The sequence below is a fragment of the Pseudonocardia sp. Ae150A_Ps1 genome (genome assembly GCF_001932315.1).
Classification (GTDB): domain Bacteria; phylum Actinomycetota; class Actinomycetes; order Mycobacteriales; family Pseudonocardiaceae; genus Pseudonocardia.
On record NZ_MCIJ01000001.1, the window covers coordinates 3,028,145 to 3,046,707 of the forward strand.

The following is an 18,563-nucleotide window of genomic DNA, read 5'->3' on the forward strand; positions in this document are numbered from 1 at the left end:
CGACACACAGTCCAGCCAGGAGGTGACCGTGCTCGCGGAGCTCGCCCTGCACACACTCGCCGATCCGTTGTTCTTCGAGTCACCGGCCCGCTGGGAGCCCGGGACGCGCTTCGCCGACTCGCGGCACGGCCCGCCGCCCGGCTGGACATGCCTGGTGGACGACATCTGGGAGGAATGGCGTCCCGAGGGGGGCGCGCCTCCCCGAGCAGGGCTGGAAGATCCACGTCTCCGCGACCCCGGAGACCGCGGAGGACACCGTCGGCACCGTGCTCCGGTACTGCACCGCCCACGGGCTCGTCGTCAAGTTCCTCTGGTCGCGCCGCCTCGTCCACGCGATGAACGGCAAGTACGTCTCCCGAGCAGCGGCAGGCAAGGTCCTCACCGTCTATCCCCCGTCCGCCGACGATCTCGAACGACACCTGACCGGGCTCGATGCGCTGGTCGGCGGCCGGCCCGGCCCTCATGTCCTGACCGACCTGCGGTGGTCCGCCGGTCCCCTGTCGGTGCGGTGGGGCGGTTTCCACCGGATGTGGTGCTCCGACGACGCGGGGGACCGGGTGCTGGCCGTCCGGCGACCCGATGGCGAGCTCGTCCCCGACGACCGGCGACCCGGTTTCGCCCTCCCTCCGTGGGTCACGGCTCCCTCGGTGCTGGCCGGCACGATCGAGGACCGTGGCCGCCGCGGCGGGGACCTGGGCGTCACGATCACCTCGGCGCTGCACTTCTCCGCGGGCGGCGGCGTGTACCGCGGGATCACCGAGGACGGCCGGCGGGTGGTGGTGAAGGAGGCCCGGCCGCACGCCGGGCTGGACGGCCGCCTCCGCGACGCGGTGACCCGCCTGCGGGTCGAGGAGTGGGCCCTGCGCGAGCTCGACGACGTCCCGGGCGTCTCCCGGGTCCACGACGTGCGCGAGGTATGGGAGCACCGGTTCCTCGTCGTCGACGACCTCGGCGGGGAGACCCTTCAGGCATGGGTCGCCCGGAACCACCCTCTGGTCAACAGCAGGGGGACGGCCGAGGCGATGCGGATCCACCACCGGCGGGTCGAGGAGGTCCATCGCCAGGTGCTCGACCTGCTCCGCGTGCTGCACGCGCGGGGAGTGGTGTGCGGCGACGTCCACCCGGCGAACATCCTGGTCGACGGGGAGGATCCGGGCGGGGTACCGCAGGTCGCGCTGGTCGATCTCGAGCTCGCGTTCCCGGTCGGCGACCGTGGTCACCGACCCGACCTCGGGTACGCGGGGTTCGTCTCGCGCCTCCGGACCGGGCCCGACGTCGACCTGCACGCCGCGGCCGTCCTGCGGTTGTGGATGCATCTGCCGCTCGCCGGGCCGATCGGGCTCGCCCCGGGAATGCTCCTGGTCCACGCGGCCGAGGCGGACCGCCTGTTCGGGCTGGACGGGCTGCTGGCCGAGCACGTCCGCCGGACGATCCCGGTCGAGGCCGAGATCGCCGCGGGTCCGTCACGGACGTCGGCTCCGGCCCGTCCCACGGTGACGGCCGGACCGGACGCCCGGCGGGAGCCGCTGATCCGCGGCATCCGCGCCGCCGCCGACACCTCGCGCCCGAGGCGCCCCTTCCCGGGCGACCCCGCCGGGATCACCCGCGGCGGTGCGGGGCTCGGGTACGGGGCGGCCGGGGTGCTGTGGGCCCTGCAGCAGGTCGGGCGGGCCCCCGATCCGGCCTGGACCACGCTGCTGCGCGGCGCGGCGTCCGCCCCGGCGCCGGAGGCGGGCCTGCTCGACGGTGCCCACGGGATCATGTCCGTCCTGGCCGGCCTCGGCGCTCCCGACGAGGCGTCGGACCTGGCCCGGCGCTGCCGGAGAGCGACGGCCGGGCTGACGGCCGTCGGCTACGCGGAGGGCCTCGCCGGTGCCGGGCTGGCCCTGCTCGACCTGTGGCAGGTCACCGGCGACCATGAGCACCTCGACGGCACCCGCGAGATCGCCGACCGGCTCCGCGACGCGCTCGACGACGGCACGCCACACGGGATCGACCGCTCACGCCGGGCGCCCGGGCAGCGGGACGGGGGAACGCGGGCAGGCCTCTGGTACGGCTGGACCGGCGTCGCCCTGTTCCTGGTGCGACTGTACGAGGAGATCGGCGGGCGCGCGCTGCTCGGCCGGGCCGTCGAGGCCCTGCACCGGGACCTCGACCACTGCGTGCCCGGCGGCGACGGCAGCCTGCAGGTCGACGGCGGCTGGCGCGTGCTGCCCTACCTCGACGTCGGCACCGCGGGCATCGGGCTCGTCGCCGACCAGCTGTTCCGGCACGATCTGTCCACCCACGACCCGGCCGGCCGGGTGCGTGACTCGCTCCCCGGCATCCTGCGCGCGGTGCGCAGTCCCTTCGTGGCCGAGGCGGGTCTGTCCACCGGCCGGGCCGGACTGCTCGCCGCCGCACACCAGCTGGCCCACCGCGTCCGCCCGGAGCCCGGGACCGATCCGGTCGCGGAGCACCGGTCACACCTGGACTGGCACCTCGTCGGCCTGGACGACGGCCTCGCCGTGCCCGGACGGGCCGGGGTACGGCTGTCCACCGACCTCGCCACCGGCAACGCCGGCGTCCTGCTGGCTCTCGCCGTGGCCGACGGCGACGCCCCAGCGGTGCTGCCGTTCCTGAGCCCCGCCACCCACGCAGGTGGCGGTCACCGACCCGTGTCCCGGCCCGGGGCACGTCCGCTCACGACATCGACGAGGAGGTGAACGGACATGACCATTCTCGACCTGCAGCTGCTCGACACCCCGGCCGCCGAGACCGAGACGCTCGCCAGCACCGCCAGCGCACAGTGCGCCTGATCCACAGCGCACGATGACGAGGTGCGGCCCCGGACCCGTCGGGGCCGCACCTCCCCGTAACCCGCCGGCCACGCCACGCCGCGGACCCGTGATGCGACACGGATCATGCGGCGCACCGCGTGGCCGACGGTCATGAAGGAGAATACGTGTCCGTGACGACCTCCGGATCCGTCGAGTCCGACCGTCCCACCAACCGCGTCCTCAATGCCGCGGCCGCGATCGGCGGACCGGCCGAGGTCCTCGAGTTCCTGCTGCCGCTGTGGGCCGGCTCCGTGCTGGGCGCGGGCCCCGCCCAGGTCGGGCTCCTGGTCGCCACAGGGGCACTCGCTGCGCTGCTGGCGCGGTATCCGCTGGGGCACCTCGCCGACCGTGCGGACCGCCTCGTGCTCGCCGCGGTCGGAGCGGGTGGCGCCGCCGTCGCGTTGGCCGGGCTCGCCCTCGTCGAGGCCACCGGGGCGGGGATCGGTCCGGCCTTCGTCGTCGCCGCGCTGAGTGGCGCCGCCGGGGCCGCCACGGGTGTGGGCATCCGCAGCTGGCTGGCCGACCGGCACGGGGGCGACGTCGACGCGTACGGCGTCCTGCTGACCGCCGAGAGCCAGGGGGCCGGTCTCGGCTACGTGGTGGCCTTCGTGCTGCTCGGCCAGCTCGGCTACCCCCCGATCTACGTCCTCGGAGCAGCCGCGTGCCTGCTCGGCGGCGGCCTCCTGGTCGCCGCACGGAGCGAAACCCCGGCGCGACCACAGGTGCGCGCGACCGCGCCCACCCGACGGCCGTCCGGCCCGCTGAACCGCTTCCTCGTGCTGTGCGGCGTCACCGCCGCCGCGGAGACCGCGGTCGTGCTGCTCCTGCTGTTGCACCTGCAGAACGGCGAGCGGCTCGGTGTCTACGAGATCGCCTACGCGCTGGCACCCGGGTTGCTGGCGTTCATCGTGGTCCCCCGGTACGCGTCCGGGCTGAGCCGCCGTGCCGGTCCCGGCCCGGTCGTGGCCTGCGCGCTGCTCGTCGCGGCGTCGTTCGGCGTGGTGCTCGCGACAGGACCGGGCGTCGTCCCGCTCTCGGCAGCGTGGACGGTCGCCGCCGCGGCGCTCGCCGCCGCGCTGCCGGTGGAGCAGTCGCTGGTGGCGCGCTCGTCGCCCGATCGGCTCGGGGTGGCGATGAGCCGCTACGAGTCCGCGCAGCTGGTCGGTGCCACCGCCGGATCGGCGGGCGCCGGCCTGATGTACGAGGCCGGCGGTGCGCTGCTGCCGGGTGTGGCGGCGGCCGCCGTCCTCGTCGTCTCCGGCGCGGCGGCCCCGGCACTGGTCCGGGCACTCCCGCTCCTGCCAGGACCGGCCGTCGACCCGGGCCCCGACCGCGACCCCGACCAGCGCTGATCCGGGCCGGGCACCGCCCGTCGCCCGGGACCGTTCCGACAGGTATCCGAAGAGGAGAGACACGATGGCCTCCGACCGCAAGCACTCCCGGCACCTGCGCCGCACCTGGTTGATCCACGTCGCACTGTTCGTGGTGGGACAGACCCTGCTCGCGATGTTCGGCTACTCCTGGCTGGTCGAGCTGTTCGGCGGCCCCGAGGCCGCCGGGGGCTGGCTGACCCTGGCGGGCCGGGTGTGGGTGGTCGGGTTCGTGATCGACACCGGGTACGTGGTCTTCCGGCAGTTCGTGCCGCGGACCGCCTCGGCGTGACGCCGGGCGGGCCCGCCGGCGGACGCGGGGCCACCCGGTCCCTGCGGCGGGTCCAGACCGCCTTCGCGGCGAACACCCTCGGCGACGCCGCGGGGACGATCGCGCTGCCGCTGTTCGTCCTCCAGACCACCGGCTCTCTCACGCTGACCGGGGTACTGGTCGCGGTGGCGACCGCGGGGTCCCTGGTCTCGGCCTTCGTCGTGGGTCCGTGGGTGGACCGGCTCGGGCTGCGCCGCTCGGCGCAGCTGGCACTGCTGGCCGGGTCGCTGCTCACCGGCGCCATCGTCGTCCTCGACGCCGCCGGTGCACTGTCGATCACCGCGCTGCTGGTGATCTCGCTGCTGCGTGCGACGGCGGACCCGCCGGGAGAGGCGGCGCTGACCGGGCTGCTCCCACCGCTGGCCCGCGAGGCCGGTGTGCCCCTGGAGCGGGCGAACGGCACCGTCCGGCTCGTCCGGGCGCTGTGCGACCTCGTCGGCCCGCTGGTCGCCGGTGGTGTGATCGTGCTGCTGGGCGCCGAGGTCGTGCTGGCGATCGACGCGCTGAGCGGGCTGGTCGCGCTGGTGATCCTCCGCCTCTCGGGCGGCACCGCGGGCGAACCGGTGACGCCGGACGGCCCCGCACCGCCGTCGTCGTGGGCCGCGCGGGCCCGGGAGGGCGCCCGGCTTCTCGCGGCCGACGCCACGCTGCGTGTGCTCGTCCTGGGCAGCGCCGCCTTCGCTGCGCTGGACATCGGCTTCGTGACGATCGTCCTCACCGACTATGCGACGAGCGTCCTCGACGACCCGGCACTGTTCGGCGTGTTGATCAGCGGATTCGGCTGCGGCTCACTCGCCGGCACGGTGGCCTACGCGCTGCGCGGGCACCGGCTGCCCCGGAGGGCGACCTTCCTGGGCGCGTACCTCGTGCTGGCCGGGACGGTACTGGCCCTCGCCGCGGGGCCGGGGCTGCTGGTGGCCTTCGGCCTGCTCGTCGTCTGCGGGCTGGTGGTGGCGCCACTGGACAACATGTACGTCTCCGTGCTGCAGGAACGGGTGCCGGCGCAGGCCTTCGGCCGGGTCAGCACGCTCGTGACGGCGACGGTGACCGCCCCGGCCCCACTGGCCGTACCGCTGATCGCCGCTGCCGTCACCGGGTTCGGCCTGTCCACCACGCTGGTCGCGCTCGGTGCGGTCTACCTGGCCCTGGTGGCCGGGATGGCGCTGGCCCGCCCGCTGCGCGGGCTGGACGCGTCCCGCGAGGCCGTCACGCCGCGCGGCGCGCCGCCCGCACCACCTTCGGCGTGACCACGTCGGTCGGGAGGACACCGTTGGTGATCCGGGCGAACATCGAGCGAGGGCCGACGACGTGGACCCGTTCGACGCCCGCCTCCTGCAGGCCGCCGACGATGACCGACCAGTGCACGGGCGTCGTCCAGCCGGCGAGGAGGTCGTCGCGGATCTCCGCGCCACCCGTGAGCAGGGTGCCGTCCACGTCGGACAGCATGGGGACCGCCGCTCCGTGCCAGGTCAGCCGGCCGTAGACCTCGTCGGCGAGCCTCAAGCGCAGGCCCTCCACCGCGGGGCAGTGCTCGGCCCGGTTCATCGTGTAGAAGGGGTAGCCCCCCTCCTCGCGGACCCGCTGCTCGATCAGGCCGAGCGTGGGTATCGACCCGGAGATCGCGTGCACGGAGTTGTCCAGGTGGACCGAGACCTGCGCCCAGCGGCCCGCCGCGCAGGACTCCTGGACCAGCCGGTCCACGGCCTGCTCCGAGAGCCGGTACAGGAACAGGCACCCCAGCGGTTCCTCCTGCGCCTCGAACCATTCCTGTTCGACCCGGACGCTGTCCCGCACCAGCCGGACACCGTCCTCGTAGGACAGCGCACCGGTGAAGACCGCGCCCACCACGGACCCGAAGCTCTGCCCGCCGCACACCGACGGGGCCAGCCCACCGTCCCGGACCGACCAGTCGGCGAGGGCCAGGCTCAACGCCATGAAGCCGGCCTCGTACACCTCCCAGTCGTAGACGTCGGCCGTCGCGTACGCGGCCGCGAGGTCGTACCCGAGGACCTCACCGGCCGCGCCGAACCGGTCCCGGGCAGCCGGGTCCTCGGTGACGTAGTCGGCGATCGCCGACCAGGTCGTGGGCACCAGCCCGGGGAAGAAGACGGCATGGGTCATGTCGTACCTCCGTGGTCCGCGGTCACAGCCGGTCGAGCAGCTGCTTCTTCTTGGCCTCGAACTCCGCCGGTTCGAGGACACCGTCGTCGCGCAGCCGGCCGAGCGCCTCGATCTGCCGGATCACGTCGTCGGCACCGGTGGCGGGGTCCGCGTCGCCGGACGCAGGGCCACCGGACGTTCCGCCCGCCCGTTCCGCGGCGGCGAGCACGGCGGCGGCGAACGGCAGGGTGTCCCCCACCGAGCCGTAGCCCATCCCGAACAGCAGGACGTCCGGGTCGTCCTCGTCGCGGGTTCCCCGGGGAGCCGCGGGCCGGTCGTGCAGGATCCGCAGGCGTCCCGACATCACCCCCGGCCGGAGCCACTCCACGCCCCGGACCTCGGACAACCGGTGGGTCCGGGTACCGGTGCGCAGCTTGGTCGGCTCGGCATCGGTCCGCCAGGTGACGGTCAGGTCGGTCCCGGTGAGCTCCGCCGTGCCGTCGTAGCCGTCGATCCGCTGCGGTGGCCGGGGTGCGTCGAGCTGGAAGCCCGCGGGCACCGGTCCCCGCTCCCGAGCCACGGCCGCGGCGTCGAGCAGGCGGTCCCGGTGGTACCGGGCGAGATCGGCCCGGTCCTTGTCCAGGACGAGGCGGTACGGGTCCTCGTGCGGCTCGAGCTGACCCCGGGCGACCTCGGTCAGCGGATCCAGCCCGGTGGCCGGGACCAGGGTCAGCACGGGATCGGACGAGCCACCGGAGACCGTCACGTCCTCGATGGCCGTGTGCGGCACGGTCCGGCTGCCGAGGGAACGGAGCAACACCGAGTCGAGCCGGCCCTGAGCGTAGTCGATGCGGACACCGTCGGACCCGAACACCCAGGTCGCGTTCCGGCCGGCGAACTCGAGATCGTGACTCATCCGGACACCTTCCGTCGTCGCTCGTCATGTCGTTCTCCGGGCGGGGCCGGGACGTGCCGGCCACCCCCACGCGTCGTACGGCCGCGCAACCGCGGCCCGATCCGCACCGCGACGACGACGAGCGCCGCCACCAGCACGTAGGCCGGGATCAGCAGGATGACGGCGGGATCGGTGAAGCGGGCCTCCAGGCCGGCCTCCCGGGATCCGCCTTCCAGGACGATCCGGTTGATCGTCAGGAACCCGATGTGGATGCCGACCCCCGGCCACACCGATCCGGTGGCCAGACGCACGGCCACGAGGGCGGCGCCGAACACCACCATCAGGATCAGGTAGTCCACCGGGTGCCGGCCGGGGGGCGCGAAGCCGATCGGGCCGGCGGGCAGGCCCAGTGCCATCTGTGCCAGGCGGTCCAGCACCGTGCCGAACCCGGGCATGATCGCGAAGAGGACGGTCGTGAGGACCGGTGCCAGCACGACGCGACCGGTCTCGGACAGCGTCGTCAGGACGTACCCGCGATAGACGATCTCCTCCGGCAGCGCCTCGAGCAGGAGGGCGATCACCGCGTTGGTCAGCAGGAAGTACGTCAGTTGCACGGGGTCCGGGGTGTTCCACGTGATCGCCCCCGCGCCGCTCGCCACCGCGAGCACCGCGACACCGACACCCACCCTCACGATCACCCCGCCGAGGATCCCGCGGAGGGCGCGGCCGGCAGGCGCCAGACCCATCGACCGCAGGTCCCGGCCGTCGACCCGGCGGCGCAGGAACAGCACCGCGGGGATCGCCACCCCGGCGCACAGTGTCGCCGTGAACAGGGCGACCCCCGAGTCGTCGGCCTCGCGGCCGGTCATCACGGTGTTCCCGACCCCGGCGACCGTCAGCGCGCACTGCATGGCCGACGCGGCGGCGACCGCGGTCAGGACGGCCCGGGAGAGGGACGGTCCGACCCGGGTCCGGCCCGGGACCGCTCGCTCCGCGGAACGTGCCGCCATGCGGTCCTCCATCGGTTCGACGTCTTTATCATGAGAGTGTATGAAAAAAAGGGGCATCCGGCCACCGGGGACCCCGTTCGAGCGGCACCGGCGAGGAGAGGGGCACGACGATGCCGAAGATCGTCGACCACGAGGCCAGGCGGGCCGAGCTGGCCAGGGCGGTGTGGCGCGTGGTGCAGCGGGAGGGCGTCGCGGCCGTCTCGGTCCGGGCCACCGCCCAGGAGGCAGGCTGGTCGCCCGGGACCGTGCAGCACTACTTCTCGACGCGCGACCAGATGCTGGAGTTCGCGATGGAGACGGCGATCGCCGCCGGCGCCGGGCGGGTCGAGCCGCTGCTGGCCGACGACGCCCACGCGGACGGCGATCCGGTCACCGCCGCGGTCGGGATCCTCGAGTCGCTCGCCCCCCTGGACGGCGACTCGCGTGTCGCGACGGAGCTGTGGGTGGCGTTCCTGGCTCGGGTCCTCGTCGACGAGCGCGCGCGTGCCATCGAGAACCGCGGCGCCGACGAGCTGGCCGACGAGTGCCGGCGGCTCGTCACGTCCCTCTGCCACCCGCCGGACGACGAGCAGATCGAGTTCGAGGCCGTCCGCCTGCACGCGCTGCTCGACGGCGTCTCCCTGATGGCGGTCACCCGGCCGGGGCGGATGCCACCGGAGCGGGTGCGCGAGATCCTCCGCCGTCACGTCGCCCAGATCGCCTCGGGCCCGGCACCGGCGGGCTCCCGTCCGCACGGGGTGCGCACAGCCGTCTCCGGCCCGCGGGGACGATCCCGGTGAGCCGGCCCAACCGTTCCCGCACCCGCGCACACCGGCTCTTCACCGTCCCTTCCGGAATCCCCAGCTCCTCGGCGACCTCCGCGATCGACCGTTCCTGCAGCAGCACCAGGTTCGCGACCCGCACCTGGTCGTCGGGAAGGCTCGCGAGGACGGCGGCCACAGCGGCCGAGAGATCGCTGGCGGCATGCGCGTCCGGCACGATCGCGCGGTCCGGGACGTTCGCGGTCAGCACCTCGCGCCGGTCCGCCGTACGCCGTACCAGATCGAAACTGAGGTTCACGACGATCCTCTGCAGCCACGACTCGACCGTGCTCCGGCCGCGGAAACGACGGGCTCCGCGCATCGCGCGGAGGAATGCCTCCTGCACGACGTCGCCCGCGTCGTCGGGATCGCCGGTCAGCCGTCGCGCGAGTACCCGCATCCCCGGACGGTGCCGTCGGGCGAGCTCGGCGAACGCCGATCGGTCCCCCTCGATGTGCGCTCGGACGAGTTCCTCGTCGCTCCGGCGACAGACTCCGGCACTGAAATTGTCGACCATGTATCCCCCCAGGACCGCCTCTGTGTACCACCCCCCACGCCGGCCCGGGAACACCACGACGACGGAGGACAGCTGATGTTCACCGGATGCGCATGCGGATCACGATGACCTCGGCCGGAGATGCTTCCCCGGATTCCCGGGAGCCCTCCCGGCGCCGCCCCACCGCCGTCCGGGTGGTCGCGGTGGTGGCGCTCGCCTGCCTGCTCGCCCTAGCCCTGCAGACCGTCCTGCCGGGCAGGACAGTGGCGTTGTGGCTGCTAGCGACCGCACTCGCCGAGCAGTCGCTGACACTGGTCGTGGCCGGTGTGGTGCTGGTCGCCGTCGTCGTCGCCCGGACCCGTGGTGCCGATCCGGGGGGCCTGCGCACCCCGGCACTCGGAGTGGCGGCGGCGCTGCTCCTGGCCTGCGGCATCCCGGCGGCGAGCAGCTGGCACGCGGCCCGGGAGGCCGGCATCCCGGTGTCGTGGACGTCCTATCTGGCCGGGACGTCGCTCGCGTCGTCCACCGGCCCGGACGCCGACGTGACCCTCGGGCGGGCGGGTGGCACCGAGCTCCGCGGGGACCTGTGGCGCCCCGGGACACCGGCGCCGCCCTCCGGGCGCCCGGTGGTGGTCCTCCTGCACGGCGGCTCGTGGGAGAGCGGCGGGCGGGGGGGAGAGTCCACGATGGAACGAATGGCTGACCGCGGGCGGGGCGGCCGTCCTCGACGTCGACTACCGGCTGGCACCGGATGCGGACTGGCGGGCGATGAGCGGCGACGTCGGATGCGCGCTCGCCCGGGTCCGGACACTCGCCGCCGAGTACCGGCTCGATCCCCGGCGGGTGGTCGTGATGGGCTCGTCCGCGGGCGGACACCTGGGCCTGCTGGCCGGGTACTCGCCCACCGTGTCCTCCTGCGGCGGGGACGCCGTGCGACCGGCCGCGATCGTCGCGCTCTACCCCCCGGCGGACCTCACCTCACTGGCGGGGGCGGACGGGTGGCGCTACCCGGAGGTGGTGCCCGACAACACCTTGCACGAGCTGATGCGCTCCGGACCCGACACCGCGCCGGAGGCGTGGCGGGAGGCGTCGCCGGTCACCCACGTCCGCGCGGGAGCCCCTCCCACCCTGCTGCTGCACGGCACCCACGACCAGATCGTCCCGGTCGAGCAGTCACGGGAGCTGGAGCGCGCGGGGCGCACGCGCGGCGCGGACATCGGGCTGGTCGAGCTCCCGTTCGCGAACCACTCGTACGACCTCGTCTGGGGCGGGGTGAACGCCCAGCTCGGACGTGGCGAGCTCGCGCGGTTCCTGGAACGGACGGTCGGGGTCCGGCCCCCGACCGGATGACCGGTCGCGGACCGGACCGGTGGGCACCGGCCCGGTCCGCGGCTGCGCGGGGCGCCCGGTCAGTGCCCGCGTGCCGTCTCCAGGGCACGCCGGACCAGCACCTGCACCAGGTGGGTGCGGTAGGCCGGGGTGCCGTGCGTGTCCGACGGGGGCTCGGTGCCCTCGGCGGCCAGCGCAGCCGCCTCGGCGATCGGCTTCCCGTCCTTCAGCGCCTGCTCCGTGGCCGTGGCCCGCAGCGACGTCGAGCCCATGTTGACCAGGCCGATCCGGTCACCCGACACCGCGACGGCGACGATCGCCCAGTCGTTGGACCGGCGGGTGAACTTCTCGTACGCCCAGCCCCGGTCGCCGCAGCGCGGGATCCGGATCTCGACGATCAGCTCGTCGGGCTCGCGGACCGTGGTGAACACCCCGGTGTAGAACTCGCCGATCGGGACGGTGCGCCGCCCGCGCGGGCCCTGCAGGACGATCGTGCCGTCCAGCGCGAGCACCGCCGCGGGGAGGTCGGCCGCCGGGTCGCCGTGCGCAAGGGTGCCGCCGAGGGTGCCGCGGGCCCGGATCTGCGGGTCCCCGACGGTGCGGGCGACGGCCGGGAGCAGCGGCACCTCGGCCGCCAGCTCGGGTGAGCCCACGACGTCGCGGTGCTTCGTGCCGGCACCGATCGCGACCTCGTCGCCCTCGACGCGGATGTAGGACAGCTCGGGCAGCCGGCCGATGTCGATCAGGAACTCGGGGGCGCCGAGCCGGACCTTCATCACCGGGATGAGCGAATGGCCGCCGGCGAGGACGCTGGCGTCCTCGCCCTTCTCGGCGAGCAGCGCGATGGCGTCGTCGAGGGTGTCGGGGCGGGCGTAGTCGAACTGCAGCGGGATCATGCGCCGGCCCCCTCACCGCGGGAGAAGGCGGGCGCGGTGCGCAGCGCGTCGGACTCGGCCTCGGCCTTCTGCTCGGCGTCCGGGTCCTTGCCGGCCGCGACGAGCACCGCACGGACGATGTTGTGGTAACCGGTGCAGCGGCAGAGGTTGCCCTCCAGCCCCTCCCGCACCTTGCGCTCGTCCAGGTCGTCGTCGTGGCTGATCAGCGACACCGCGGACATGACCATGCCCGGGGTGCAGAACCCGCACTGCAAGCCGTGCTCGGAGCGGAACGGCGGTGACCGGGTGCTCCGGGCGGCCCTCGGAGGCCCCGTCGAGGCCCTCCATCGTGGTGACGGACTGCTGGTCGGCCTGGACCGACAGCACGGTGCACGACTTCACGGCCTCGCCGTCGAGCAGCACCGTGCAGGCGCCGCAGGAGGTCGTGTCGCAGCCGATGTTGGTGGCCTTCAGCCCGACGGTGTCGCGCAGGTAGTGCGCGAGCAGCTGCCGGGGCTCGACGTCGGCGGTCGTCGACTCGCCGTTGACGGTGATGTCTACCTTCACTTGCTTCCCTCCGAAGCGGAGTGGACGGCCTCCCAGACCCGCAGCGGGGTCAGGGGCATGTCGATGTGGGTCACGCCGAGGTGGGACAGCGCGTCGATGACGGCACTCTGGGTCGCGGGGGTGGACCCGATCGTCCCGGCCTCGCCGATGCCCTTGTAGCCCATCGGGTTCACCGGGGTCGGCGTGGTCATCTCGACGAGGTCGAAGCTCGGCAGCTCGGCGGCCGAGGGGATGCCGTAGTCGGCGAAGGTGCCGGTCAGCGGCTGGCCCTCCTCGTCGAAGACGACCTCCTCCAGCAGCGCCTGCGCGATGCCGCCGTGCCGCTGCCCCTCGCAGAGCAGCGGGTTGAGGATCGGGCCGGCGTCGTCCACCGCGACGATCTTCTCGACGGTGACCTTGCCGGACTCGGTGTCGACCTCGACGACGCAGACGTGCGCGCCGAACGGGAAGGTCGGCTTCTCGCCGTCCCAGGTGGTGTCGACCTTGAGCTGCTCGGCCGCGGCCAGCTCGGCGAGGGTGACGCTCTTCGCCGACGGCACCCCGCGGACGGTGATCGCGGCGTTGGCCGGGTCGAGCTCCAGGTCGTCGACGCTCGCCTCGAGGAGGTCCGCGGCCCGCTGCTTGGCGAGGTCGATCAGCTCCGCCGACGCCTGGTGCACCGCGACGCCACCGGTCTGCAGCGACCGCGACCCCATGGTGCCGCCACCGCGCGGGACGAGGTCGGTGTCGCCGTGCTTGACGGTGATCTTCTCGATCGGGACGCCCAGCTGGTCGGACGCGAGCATCGCCCAGGCCGTCGCGTGCCCCTGCCCGTGCGGCGACGTGCCGGTCAGCACCGTCACGGCGCCGTCGGGGTGCACCTCGACCGACGCGTCCTCGGCGAACGCACCACCACCGGTGATCTCCACGTAGGACGAGACGCCGATGCCGAGCTGGCGGGCGTCGCCGCGCTCGCGGCGGGCCTTCTGCTCGGCGCGCAGCCGGTCGTAGCCGGACTTCTCCAACGCGAGGTCGATCGCCTTGGCGTACTCGCCGGAGTCGTACTCGACCCCGCCCTTGGTCTGGAACGGGAACCGGTCCGGGGCGACGACGTTGAGCTTGCGGACCTCCGCCGGGTCCTTCCCGATCTCGGCCGCGAACAGGTCCATCGCGCGCTCGATCGCGGCGGTCGCCTCGGGGCGGCCTGCGCCGCGGTAGGCGGCGATCGAGGTGGTGTTGGTGACGACGGCGCGGGCGCGCAAGTCGACGTTCTCGATGTCGTAGGTGCCCGGCGCCATCATCCGGGTGAACACCGACAGGAAGGTGCCCAGGCGCGGGTAGGCGCCGAGGTCCTGCACGACGTCGAGCCGGTAGTGGGTGACCTTGCCCGCCCGGGTGCCGCCGATCGTGATCGTCTGGCGCTGGGCGCGGCCCTGCACCATCCCGGTCATGTTCTCCGACCGCGACTCGTTCCAGCGGACCGGACGGCCCTGCCGGCGGGCGAGCCACGCCACGATCGCGAACTCGGGGTCGGAGCCGATCTCCGCGCCGAACCCGCCACCGACATCGGGCAGGATGACCCGCAGGTTCTCCTTGTCCATGCCCAGCCAGCCCGCGACCTCGTCCCGGCCGCCCTGGGCGTTCTGGTTGGACATGTAGAGCGTGCAGCGGTCGCCGTCCCAGAACGCGCTGGCGGCCCGGGTCTCCAGCGGGGCCGCGGCCAGGCGCTGGTTCATCAGGTCCCGGGTGACGACGACCTCGCAGCCGGCGAAGTAGTCCGGGTCGGGCTCGGAGTCGTACCCGTACGCGGCGGCCGTGTTGGTGCCCGCCTCCGGGAACAGCAGGATCTCGTCCTGCACCGCGGCCAGCGGGTCGATCACCGCGTCCAGCGGCTCGTACTCCACGTCGACCAGCTCGGCGGCGTCCTCGCCCTGGTAGAAGTCCTCGGTCAGCACGGCGGCCACCGGCTCGCCGACGAACCGGACCCGGTCGGTCGCGAGGAACGGGCGGGTCATCGCCTTGTTCGCGCCCGGGAACAGCAGCGCCGGCTCGATGTCGAGGTCCGCGCCGGTGATCACCGCGACGACACCAGGCGAGTCGAGCGCCGCCGAGGTGTCGATCGACGTGATCGTCGCGTGGGCCAGCGGCGAGCGGACGAGCCTCAGGTGCAACGCTCCGGTCAGCCGCTCGTCGATCAGATCGTCGGTGTAGGTCGCGCCCCGCGTGAGGAAGACCGGATCCTCGGTGCGGACGACGCGGGTGCCCAAGATGCTCATCGCGGCCGAGCGTATACAGGAACGGGGCCGGCGTGCGACGCACCGAAGACCGATTCTTTGCAGGTCAGGGTACCCTTCGCGGAGCGACGCGCGGGCGCGGCACCACATCTGCGGAGCCACGACGGTCGGGCGTCCGATCATCGGTGTCCGGCACTCGGCGACGGCCGCGGCGGGTCGCTCCCCGACTTTTGCGACCGGGTCCCGGGGACGGCGCCCGGGCGCGGCCCGACCCCGCGGGGATCAGGCCGGGTCGTCCCACCAGGGCCGGACCGTCCACAGTGGCGAGACCGGGCCGTGCCCGGCGCCCAGCGGGTAGGAGTGCCGGACCGCCTCGACGATGTAGCGCTTCCCGAACCGGACGGCCGCCTCGACGTCGTGGCCGCGGGCCAGCCCGGACGCGACGGCCGCCGCGAGGGAGTCCCCGCCGCCGTGCGTGTCGCCGGTGTCGAACCGCGGGCCGGGCAGCTCGACGAACACCTCGCCGTCGTAGAGCAGGTCGAGGCAGCCGTCGGTATCGCCGGCGAGATGCCCGCCCTTGACCAGCACCGCCCGCGGGCCGAGGTCGTGCAGTGCCTTCGCCGCCGCGTACTGGCCGTCGCGGTCGTGCACGTCGTGCTCGACCAGCAGCCGGATCTCGTCCAGGTTCGGCGTGACCAGCGTGGCCCGCGGGAACAGCGTGTGCCGGTAGGCGTCGAGGGCCTCGGCGGCGAGCAGCGGGTCGCCGTGCATGGAGGCGGCGACCGGATCGACGACCAGCGGTGTCGCGCGCCCGGCCCCGATGCCGTTGCCGTCGCAGGCCGCCGCGACGGCCTCGATGATCTCGGCGTTCGCGAGCATCCCGGTCTTGGCGGCCTGCAACCCGATGCCGGACGCGACGGTGGTGACCTGCCCGGCGATCGTGTCGAGCGGGATCGTGTGCACCCCGGTGACGCCGACCGTGTTCTGCACCGTCACCGCGCAGACGGCGAGGCAGCCGTGCACCCCGCACGCGGCGAAGGTCCGCAGGTCGGCGGCGATCCCGGCACCGCCGCCGGAGTCGGTGCCGGCGATCGTGAGGGCGCGCGGCGGTGTGGTGCCGACGGTGGGCTCGGGCATGGCGTGGTCCTCCCTGGCCGGCATTACCCGGCCGGTCCCGCGGTCGGCGGCGCCGGCCCGTCCCGGACCCAGCCGCCCTCTCAGCCCGCTCGCACCGCGAGCTCCCGCGTCGTGCTCGTACTTCTCGTACTCCTCGGACGACGACGGTAGCCGCTCACCCCGCCGGGTGTCGTGACGCCCGGGGGACGGTCGCCGTCCCCCGGGCACCCACTCCTCAGTCCCCTGCCGACGCGATCGGCAGGTACACCCGGCCGCCCTCGTCCCGGAACTCCCCGGACTTCTCCTCCATCCCGGCCTCGATCGCCTCGACGCTGGTCAGGCCGTGCGCCTCGGCGTAGTCCCTGACGTCCTGGGTGATCTTCATCGAGCAGAACTTCGGGCCGCACATCGAGCAGAAGTGCGCCGACTTCGCGGGCTCGGCCGGCAGCGTCTCGTCGTGGTACGCCTGCGCGGTGTCCGGGTCGAGCGAGAGCGCGAACTGGTCGCGCCAGCGGAACTCGAACCGGGCCTGGGACAGGGCGTCGTCACGGGCCTGGGCGTGCGGGTGCCCCTTGGCCAGGTCCGCGGCGTGCGCGGCGATCTTGTAGCTGATCACCCCGACCTTGACGTCGTCGCGGTTCGGCAGGCCCAGGTGCTCCTTGGGCGTGACGTAGCAGAGCATCGCGGTACCGGCCTCGGCGATCCGGGCGGCGCCGATGGCCGAGGTGATGTGGTCGTAGCCGGGCGCGATGTCGGTGGCCAGCGGGCCGAGCGTGTAGAAGGGCGCCTCGTCGCACCACTCCTCCTCCAGCCGCACGTTCTCGACGATCTTGTCCATCGGGACGTGTCCGGGGCCCTCGATCATCACCTGCACGTCGTCGCTCTTCGCGATCCGGGTCAGCTCGCCCAGGGTCTCCAGCTCGGCGAGCTGCGCGGTGTCGTTGGCGTCGGCGATCGAGCCGGGGCTCAGGCCGTCACCGAGGGAGAAGGTGACGTCGTAGCGACGCAGGATCTCGCAGAGCTCGGAGAAGTGCGTGTAGAGGAACGACTCGCGGTGGTGGGCCAGGCACCACGCGGCCATGATCGAACCCCCGCGGGAGACGATCCCGGTGACCCGCTTCGCGGTCAGCGGCACGTACCGGAGCAGCACGCCCGCGTGCACCGTCATGTAGTCGACGCCCTGCTCGCACTGCTCGATCACGGTGTCCCGGTAGACCTCCCAGGACAGCTCCGCCGGGTCCGAGTCGACCTTCTCCAGCGCCTGGTAGATCGGGACGGTGCCGATCGGGACCGGCGAGTTGCGCAGGATCCGCTCGCGGGTGGTGTGGATGTCGCGGCCGGTGGACAGGTCCATCACGGTGTCGGCACCCCACCGGGTCGCCCACACCATCTTCTCCACCTCGTCGGCGATCGACGACGACACCGCGGAGTTGCCGATGTTGGCGTTGACCTTCGTGAGGAAACGCTTCCCGATGATCATCGGCTCGGACTCGGGATGGTTCACGTTCGCCGGGATCACCGCGCGGCCGCGGGCGACCTCGGAGCGGACCAGCTCGGCGTCACACCGCTCGCGGACCGCGATCCAGCGCATCTCCTCGGTGACCACCCCCGCCCGTGCGTACGACAGCTGGGTCCCGCCGTCCTCCCGGCCCCCGATCCACGGCCCGCGCAGCGCGGGGAGTCCCGCGCCGACGTCGATCACCGCCGTCGGATCGGTGTAGGGGCCGGAGGTGTCGTAGACGTCGTGGTGCTCGCCGTTGCTGAGCGCGATCCGCCGGACCGGGACGGAGATCCCGTCCGGGCCCTCGACCCAGGCCTTGGCCGACCCGGTGATCGGGCCGGTGGTGACCTGCGGACGCGCGTGTTCCGGTGCAGCCGTCATGAACGACAGTCCTCCCTCGCCGGCATTACCCGGCTGGTTCTGCGGTCGGCGACCGTGGATCGGTGTGTCGCCCTCTCAGCCCCGCGCGACGGAGCTCCCGCGTGTTCAGTTGATCGTGCCCGGGCACCGTAGGCACCGTCCGGCGCGGAAGGCCAGCCCCCGGGCGCTTCTCACCCGCCCGCGAGGAATGATCACGACGGGTGCCGGGTTCACCACCGGTATGACGCAGAATGCCGAGCTGAGCCCGACCGACTGGGTCCGCGAACAGACCCAGAAGATCCTGGAGCAGGGCACCACCGAGGGCGTGACGGTCATGGACCGGCCGATCGTCCTGGTCACGACGACCGGCGCGAAGTCCGGGAAGCAGCGCTACGTCCCCGTGATGCGCGTCGAGCACGACGGGTCCTACGCGATGATCGCCTCGAAGGGCGGCACCCCGGAGCACCCGGCCTGGTACCACAACGTGGTGGCGAACCCCGAGGTCACCGTGCAGGACGGCACCGCGACCGGGACGTTCGTCGCGCGCGAGGTGTCCGGCACCGAGCGCCAGGAGTGGTGGGACCGCTCCGTCGCGGCGTACCCGCCGTACGCCGAGTACCAGGAGAAGACCTCCCGGGTCATCCCGGTGTTCGTGCTCGAGCCGAAGGGCTGATCCCCGGCACACCGGCTCCGGTGCGCGCCCGCCCCCTCGTGCGGGCGCGCACAGGTCCGGAGCCGCGCCGGCCCCGCGGGGCCGGGCGGCGGACCACCGGGCCCCGGG

Annotated in this window: 14 protein-coding genes and 1 pseudogene; 7 read left to right on the forward strand and 8 right to left on the reverse strand. The window is 73.6% G+C overall.

Annotated elements, in window-relative coordinates; all coding sequences use genetic code 11:
* The first annotated feature begins 62 nt into the window (after positions 1–62).
* The 4 genes from lanKC to Ae150APs1_RS13975 all read left to right on the forward strand — a co-directional run bounded on the left by lanKC (position 63) and on the right by Ae150APs1_RS13975 (position 5,767).
* Complete coding sequence (gene lanKC, locus Ae150APs1_RS13960; protein ID WP_212567303.1) at positions 63–2,705, forward strand: class III lanthionine synthetase LanKC; 2,643 nt, start codon at positions 63–65, stop codon at positions 2,703–2,705.
* 239 nt (positions 2,706–2,944) lie between these two features.
* The gene (locus tag Ae150APs1_RS13965) at positions 2,945–4,171 is read left to right on the forward strand and encodes an MFS transporter (RefSeq protein WP_075298009.1); all 1,227 of its coding nucleotides are present in this window, start codon (positions 2,945–2,947) and stop codon (positions 4,169–4,171) included.
* 64 nt (positions 4,172–4,235) lie between these two features.
* Positions 4,236–4,481, forward strand: a complete 246-nt coding sequence (locus tag Ae150APs1_RS32055; RefSeq protein WP_075298011.1) for a hypothetical protein — start codon at positions 4,236–4,238, stop codon at positions 4,479–4,481.
* Positions 4,478–5,767: an MFS transporter gene (locus Ae150APs1_RS13975; RefSeq protein WP_075298013.1), complete on the forward strand. Its 1,290-nt coding sequence runs from the start codon at positions 4,478–4,480 to the stop codon at positions 5,765–5,767. The genes Ae150APs1_RS32055 and Ae150APs1_RS13975 overlap by 4 nt, the downstream gene beginning before the upstream one ends.
* Here the strand turns inward: Ae150APs1_RS13975 and Ae150APs1_RS13980 are convergent.
* Genes Ae150APs1_RS13980 through Ae150APs1_RS13990 form a run of 3 tightly spaced genes read right to left on the reverse strand, consistent with a single transcriptional unit; the run spans position 5,727 to position 8,525 of the window.
* Entirely contained in the window at positions 5,727–6,641 is a 915-nt protein-coding gene (locus Ae150APs1_RS13980; RefSeq protein ID WP_075298015.1) for a hypothetical protein, read from the reverse strand. The two genes, Ae150APs1_RS13975 and Ae150APs1_RS13980, sit on opposite strands and share 41 nt — an antisense overlap.
* 22 nt (positions 6,642–6,663) lie before the next feature.
* Positions 6,664–7,536 carry a DUF4429 domain-containing protein gene (locus Ae150APs1_RS13985; RefSeq protein WP_075298017.1) on the reverse strand — a complete coding sequence of 291 codons (873 nt, stop codon included), beginning with the start codon at positions 7,534–7,536 and terminating at the stop codon, positions 6,664–6,666.
* Positions 7,533–8,525, reverse strand: coding sequence for a CPBP family intramembrane glutamic endopeptidase (locus tag Ae150APs1_RS13990; protein ID WP_170918089.1), 993 nt, complete (start codon positions 8,523–8,525; stop codon positions 7,533–7,535). The genes Ae150APs1_RS13985 and Ae150APs1_RS13990 overlap by 4 nt, the downstream gene beginning before the upstream one ends.
* Before the next feature lie 110 nt (positions 8,526–8,635).
* Here Ae150APs1_RS13990 and Ae150APs1_RS13995 point away from each other — a divergent pair, with 110 nt between their 5' ends.
* Positions 8,636–9,304 carry a TetR/AcrR family transcriptional regulator gene (locus Ae150APs1_RS13995; RefSeq protein ID WP_075298022.1) on the forward strand — a complete coding sequence of 223 codons (669 nt, stop codon included), beginning with the start codon at positions 8,636–8,638 and terminating at the stop codon, positions 9,302–9,304.
* Between the two features lie 1,078 nt (positions 9,305–10,382).
* Positions 10,383–11,171, forward strand: a complete 789-nt coding sequence (locus Ae150APs1_RS14010) for an alpha/beta hydrolase (RefSeq protein WP_075298028.1) — start codon at positions 10,383–10,385, stop codon at positions 11,169–11,171.
* A gap of 59 nt (positions 11,172–11,230) precedes the next feature.
* On the opposite strand, the gene Ae150APs1_RS14015 is transcribed toward Ae150APs1_RS14010, so the two are convergent.
* The 5 genes and pseudogenes from Ae150APs1_RS14015 to thiC form a co-directional block, all read right to left on the reverse strand.
* The gene (locus Ae150APs1_RS14015; protein ID WP_075298030.1) at positions 11,231–12,046 is read right to left on the reverse strand and encodes a xanthine dehydrogenase family protein subunit M; all 816 of its coding nucleotides are present in this window, start codon (positions 12,044–12,046) and stop codon (positions 11,231–11,233) included.
* Positions 12,043–12,592: pseudogene (locus Ae150APs1_RS14020) on the reverse strand ((2Fe-2S)-binding protein). The gene Ae150APs1_RS14015 and the pseudogene Ae150APs1_RS14020 overlap by 4 nt, the downstream one beginning before the upstream one ends.
* On the reverse strand, positions 12,589–14,847 hold the full coding sequence (locus Ae150APs1_RS14025; protein WP_075298032.1) for a xanthine dehydrogenase family protein molybdopterin-binding subunit: 2,259 nt from the start codon (positions 14,845–14,847) through the stop codon (positions 12,589–12,591). The pseudogene Ae150APs1_RS14020 and the gene Ae150APs1_RS14025 overlap by 4 nt, the downstream one beginning before the upstream one ends.
* Positions 14,848–15,087: 240 nt before the next feature.
* Entirely contained in the window at positions 15,088–15,942 is an 855-nt protein-coding gene (gene thiD, locus Ae150APs1_RS14030) for a bifunctional hydroxymethylpyrimidine kinase/phosphomethylpyrimidine kinase (protein ID WP_075298034.1), read from the reverse strand.
* Between the two features lie 214 nt (positions 15,943–16,156).
* Positions 16,157–17,803: a phosphomethylpyrimidine synthase ThiC gene (gene thiC / locus Ae150APs1_RS14035; RefSeq protein WP_075298036.1), complete on the reverse strand. Its 1,647-nt coding sequence runs from the start codon at positions 17,801–17,803 to the stop codon at positions 16,157–16,159.
* Between the two features lie 220 nt (positions 17,804–18,023).
* On the opposite strand from thiC, the gene Ae150APs1_RS14040 reads away from it, so the two are divergent.
* The gene (locus tag Ae150APs1_RS14040; protein ID WP_060576426.1) at positions 18,024–18,455 is read left to right on the forward strand and encodes a nitroreductase family deazaflavin-dependent oxidoreductase; all 432 of its coding nucleotides are present in this window, start codon (positions 18,024–18,026) and stop codon (positions 18,453–18,455) included.
* Positions 18,456–18,563: the final 108 nt, after the last annotated feature.

Bases quoted from the DNA above. Each gene is read 5' to 3' on its own strand.
- Ae150APs1_RS32055 (WP_075298011.1), top strand. From the start codon at position 4,236: ATGGCCTCCGACCGCAAGCACTCCCGGCACCTGCGCCGCACCTGGTTG.
- Ae150APs1_RS13980 (WP_075298015.1), bottom strand. From the start codon at position 6,641: ATGACCCATGCCGTCTTCTTCCCCGGGCTGGTGCCCACGACCTGGTCG.
- Ae150APs1_RS13985 (WP_075298017.1), bottom strand. From the start codon at position 7,536: ATGAGTCACGATCTCGAGTTCGCCGGCCGGAACGCGACCTGGGTGTTC.
- Ae150APs1_RS13990 (WP_170918089.1), bottom strand. From the start codon at position 8,525: ATGGCGGCACGTTCCGCGGAGCGAGCGGTCCCGGGCCGGACCCGGGTC.
- Ae150APs1_RS13995 (WP_075298022.1), top strand. From the start codon at position 8,636: ATGCCGAAGATCGTCGACCACGAGGCCAGGCGGGCCGAGCTGGCCAGG.
- Ae150APs1_RS14015 (WP_075298030.1), bottom strand. From the start codon at position 12,046: ATGATCCCGCTGCAGTTCGACTACGCCCGCCCCGACACCCTCGACGAC.
- Ae150APs1_RS14025 (WP_075298032.1), bottom strand. From the start codon at position 14,847: ATGAGCATCTTGGGCACCCGCGTCGTCCGCACCGAGGATCCGGTCTTC.
- thiD (WP_075298034.1), bottom strand. From the start codon at position 15,942: ATGCCCGAGCCCACCGTCGGCACCACACCGCCGCGCGCCCTCACGATC.
- thiC (WP_075298036.1), bottom strand. From the start codon at position 17,803: ATGACGGCTGCACCGGAACACGCGCGTCCGCAGGTCACCACCGGCCCG.
- Ae150APs1_RS14040 (WP_060576426.1), top strand. From the start codon at position 18,024: ATGACGCAGAATGCCGAGCTGAGCCCGACCGACTGGGTCCGCGAACAG.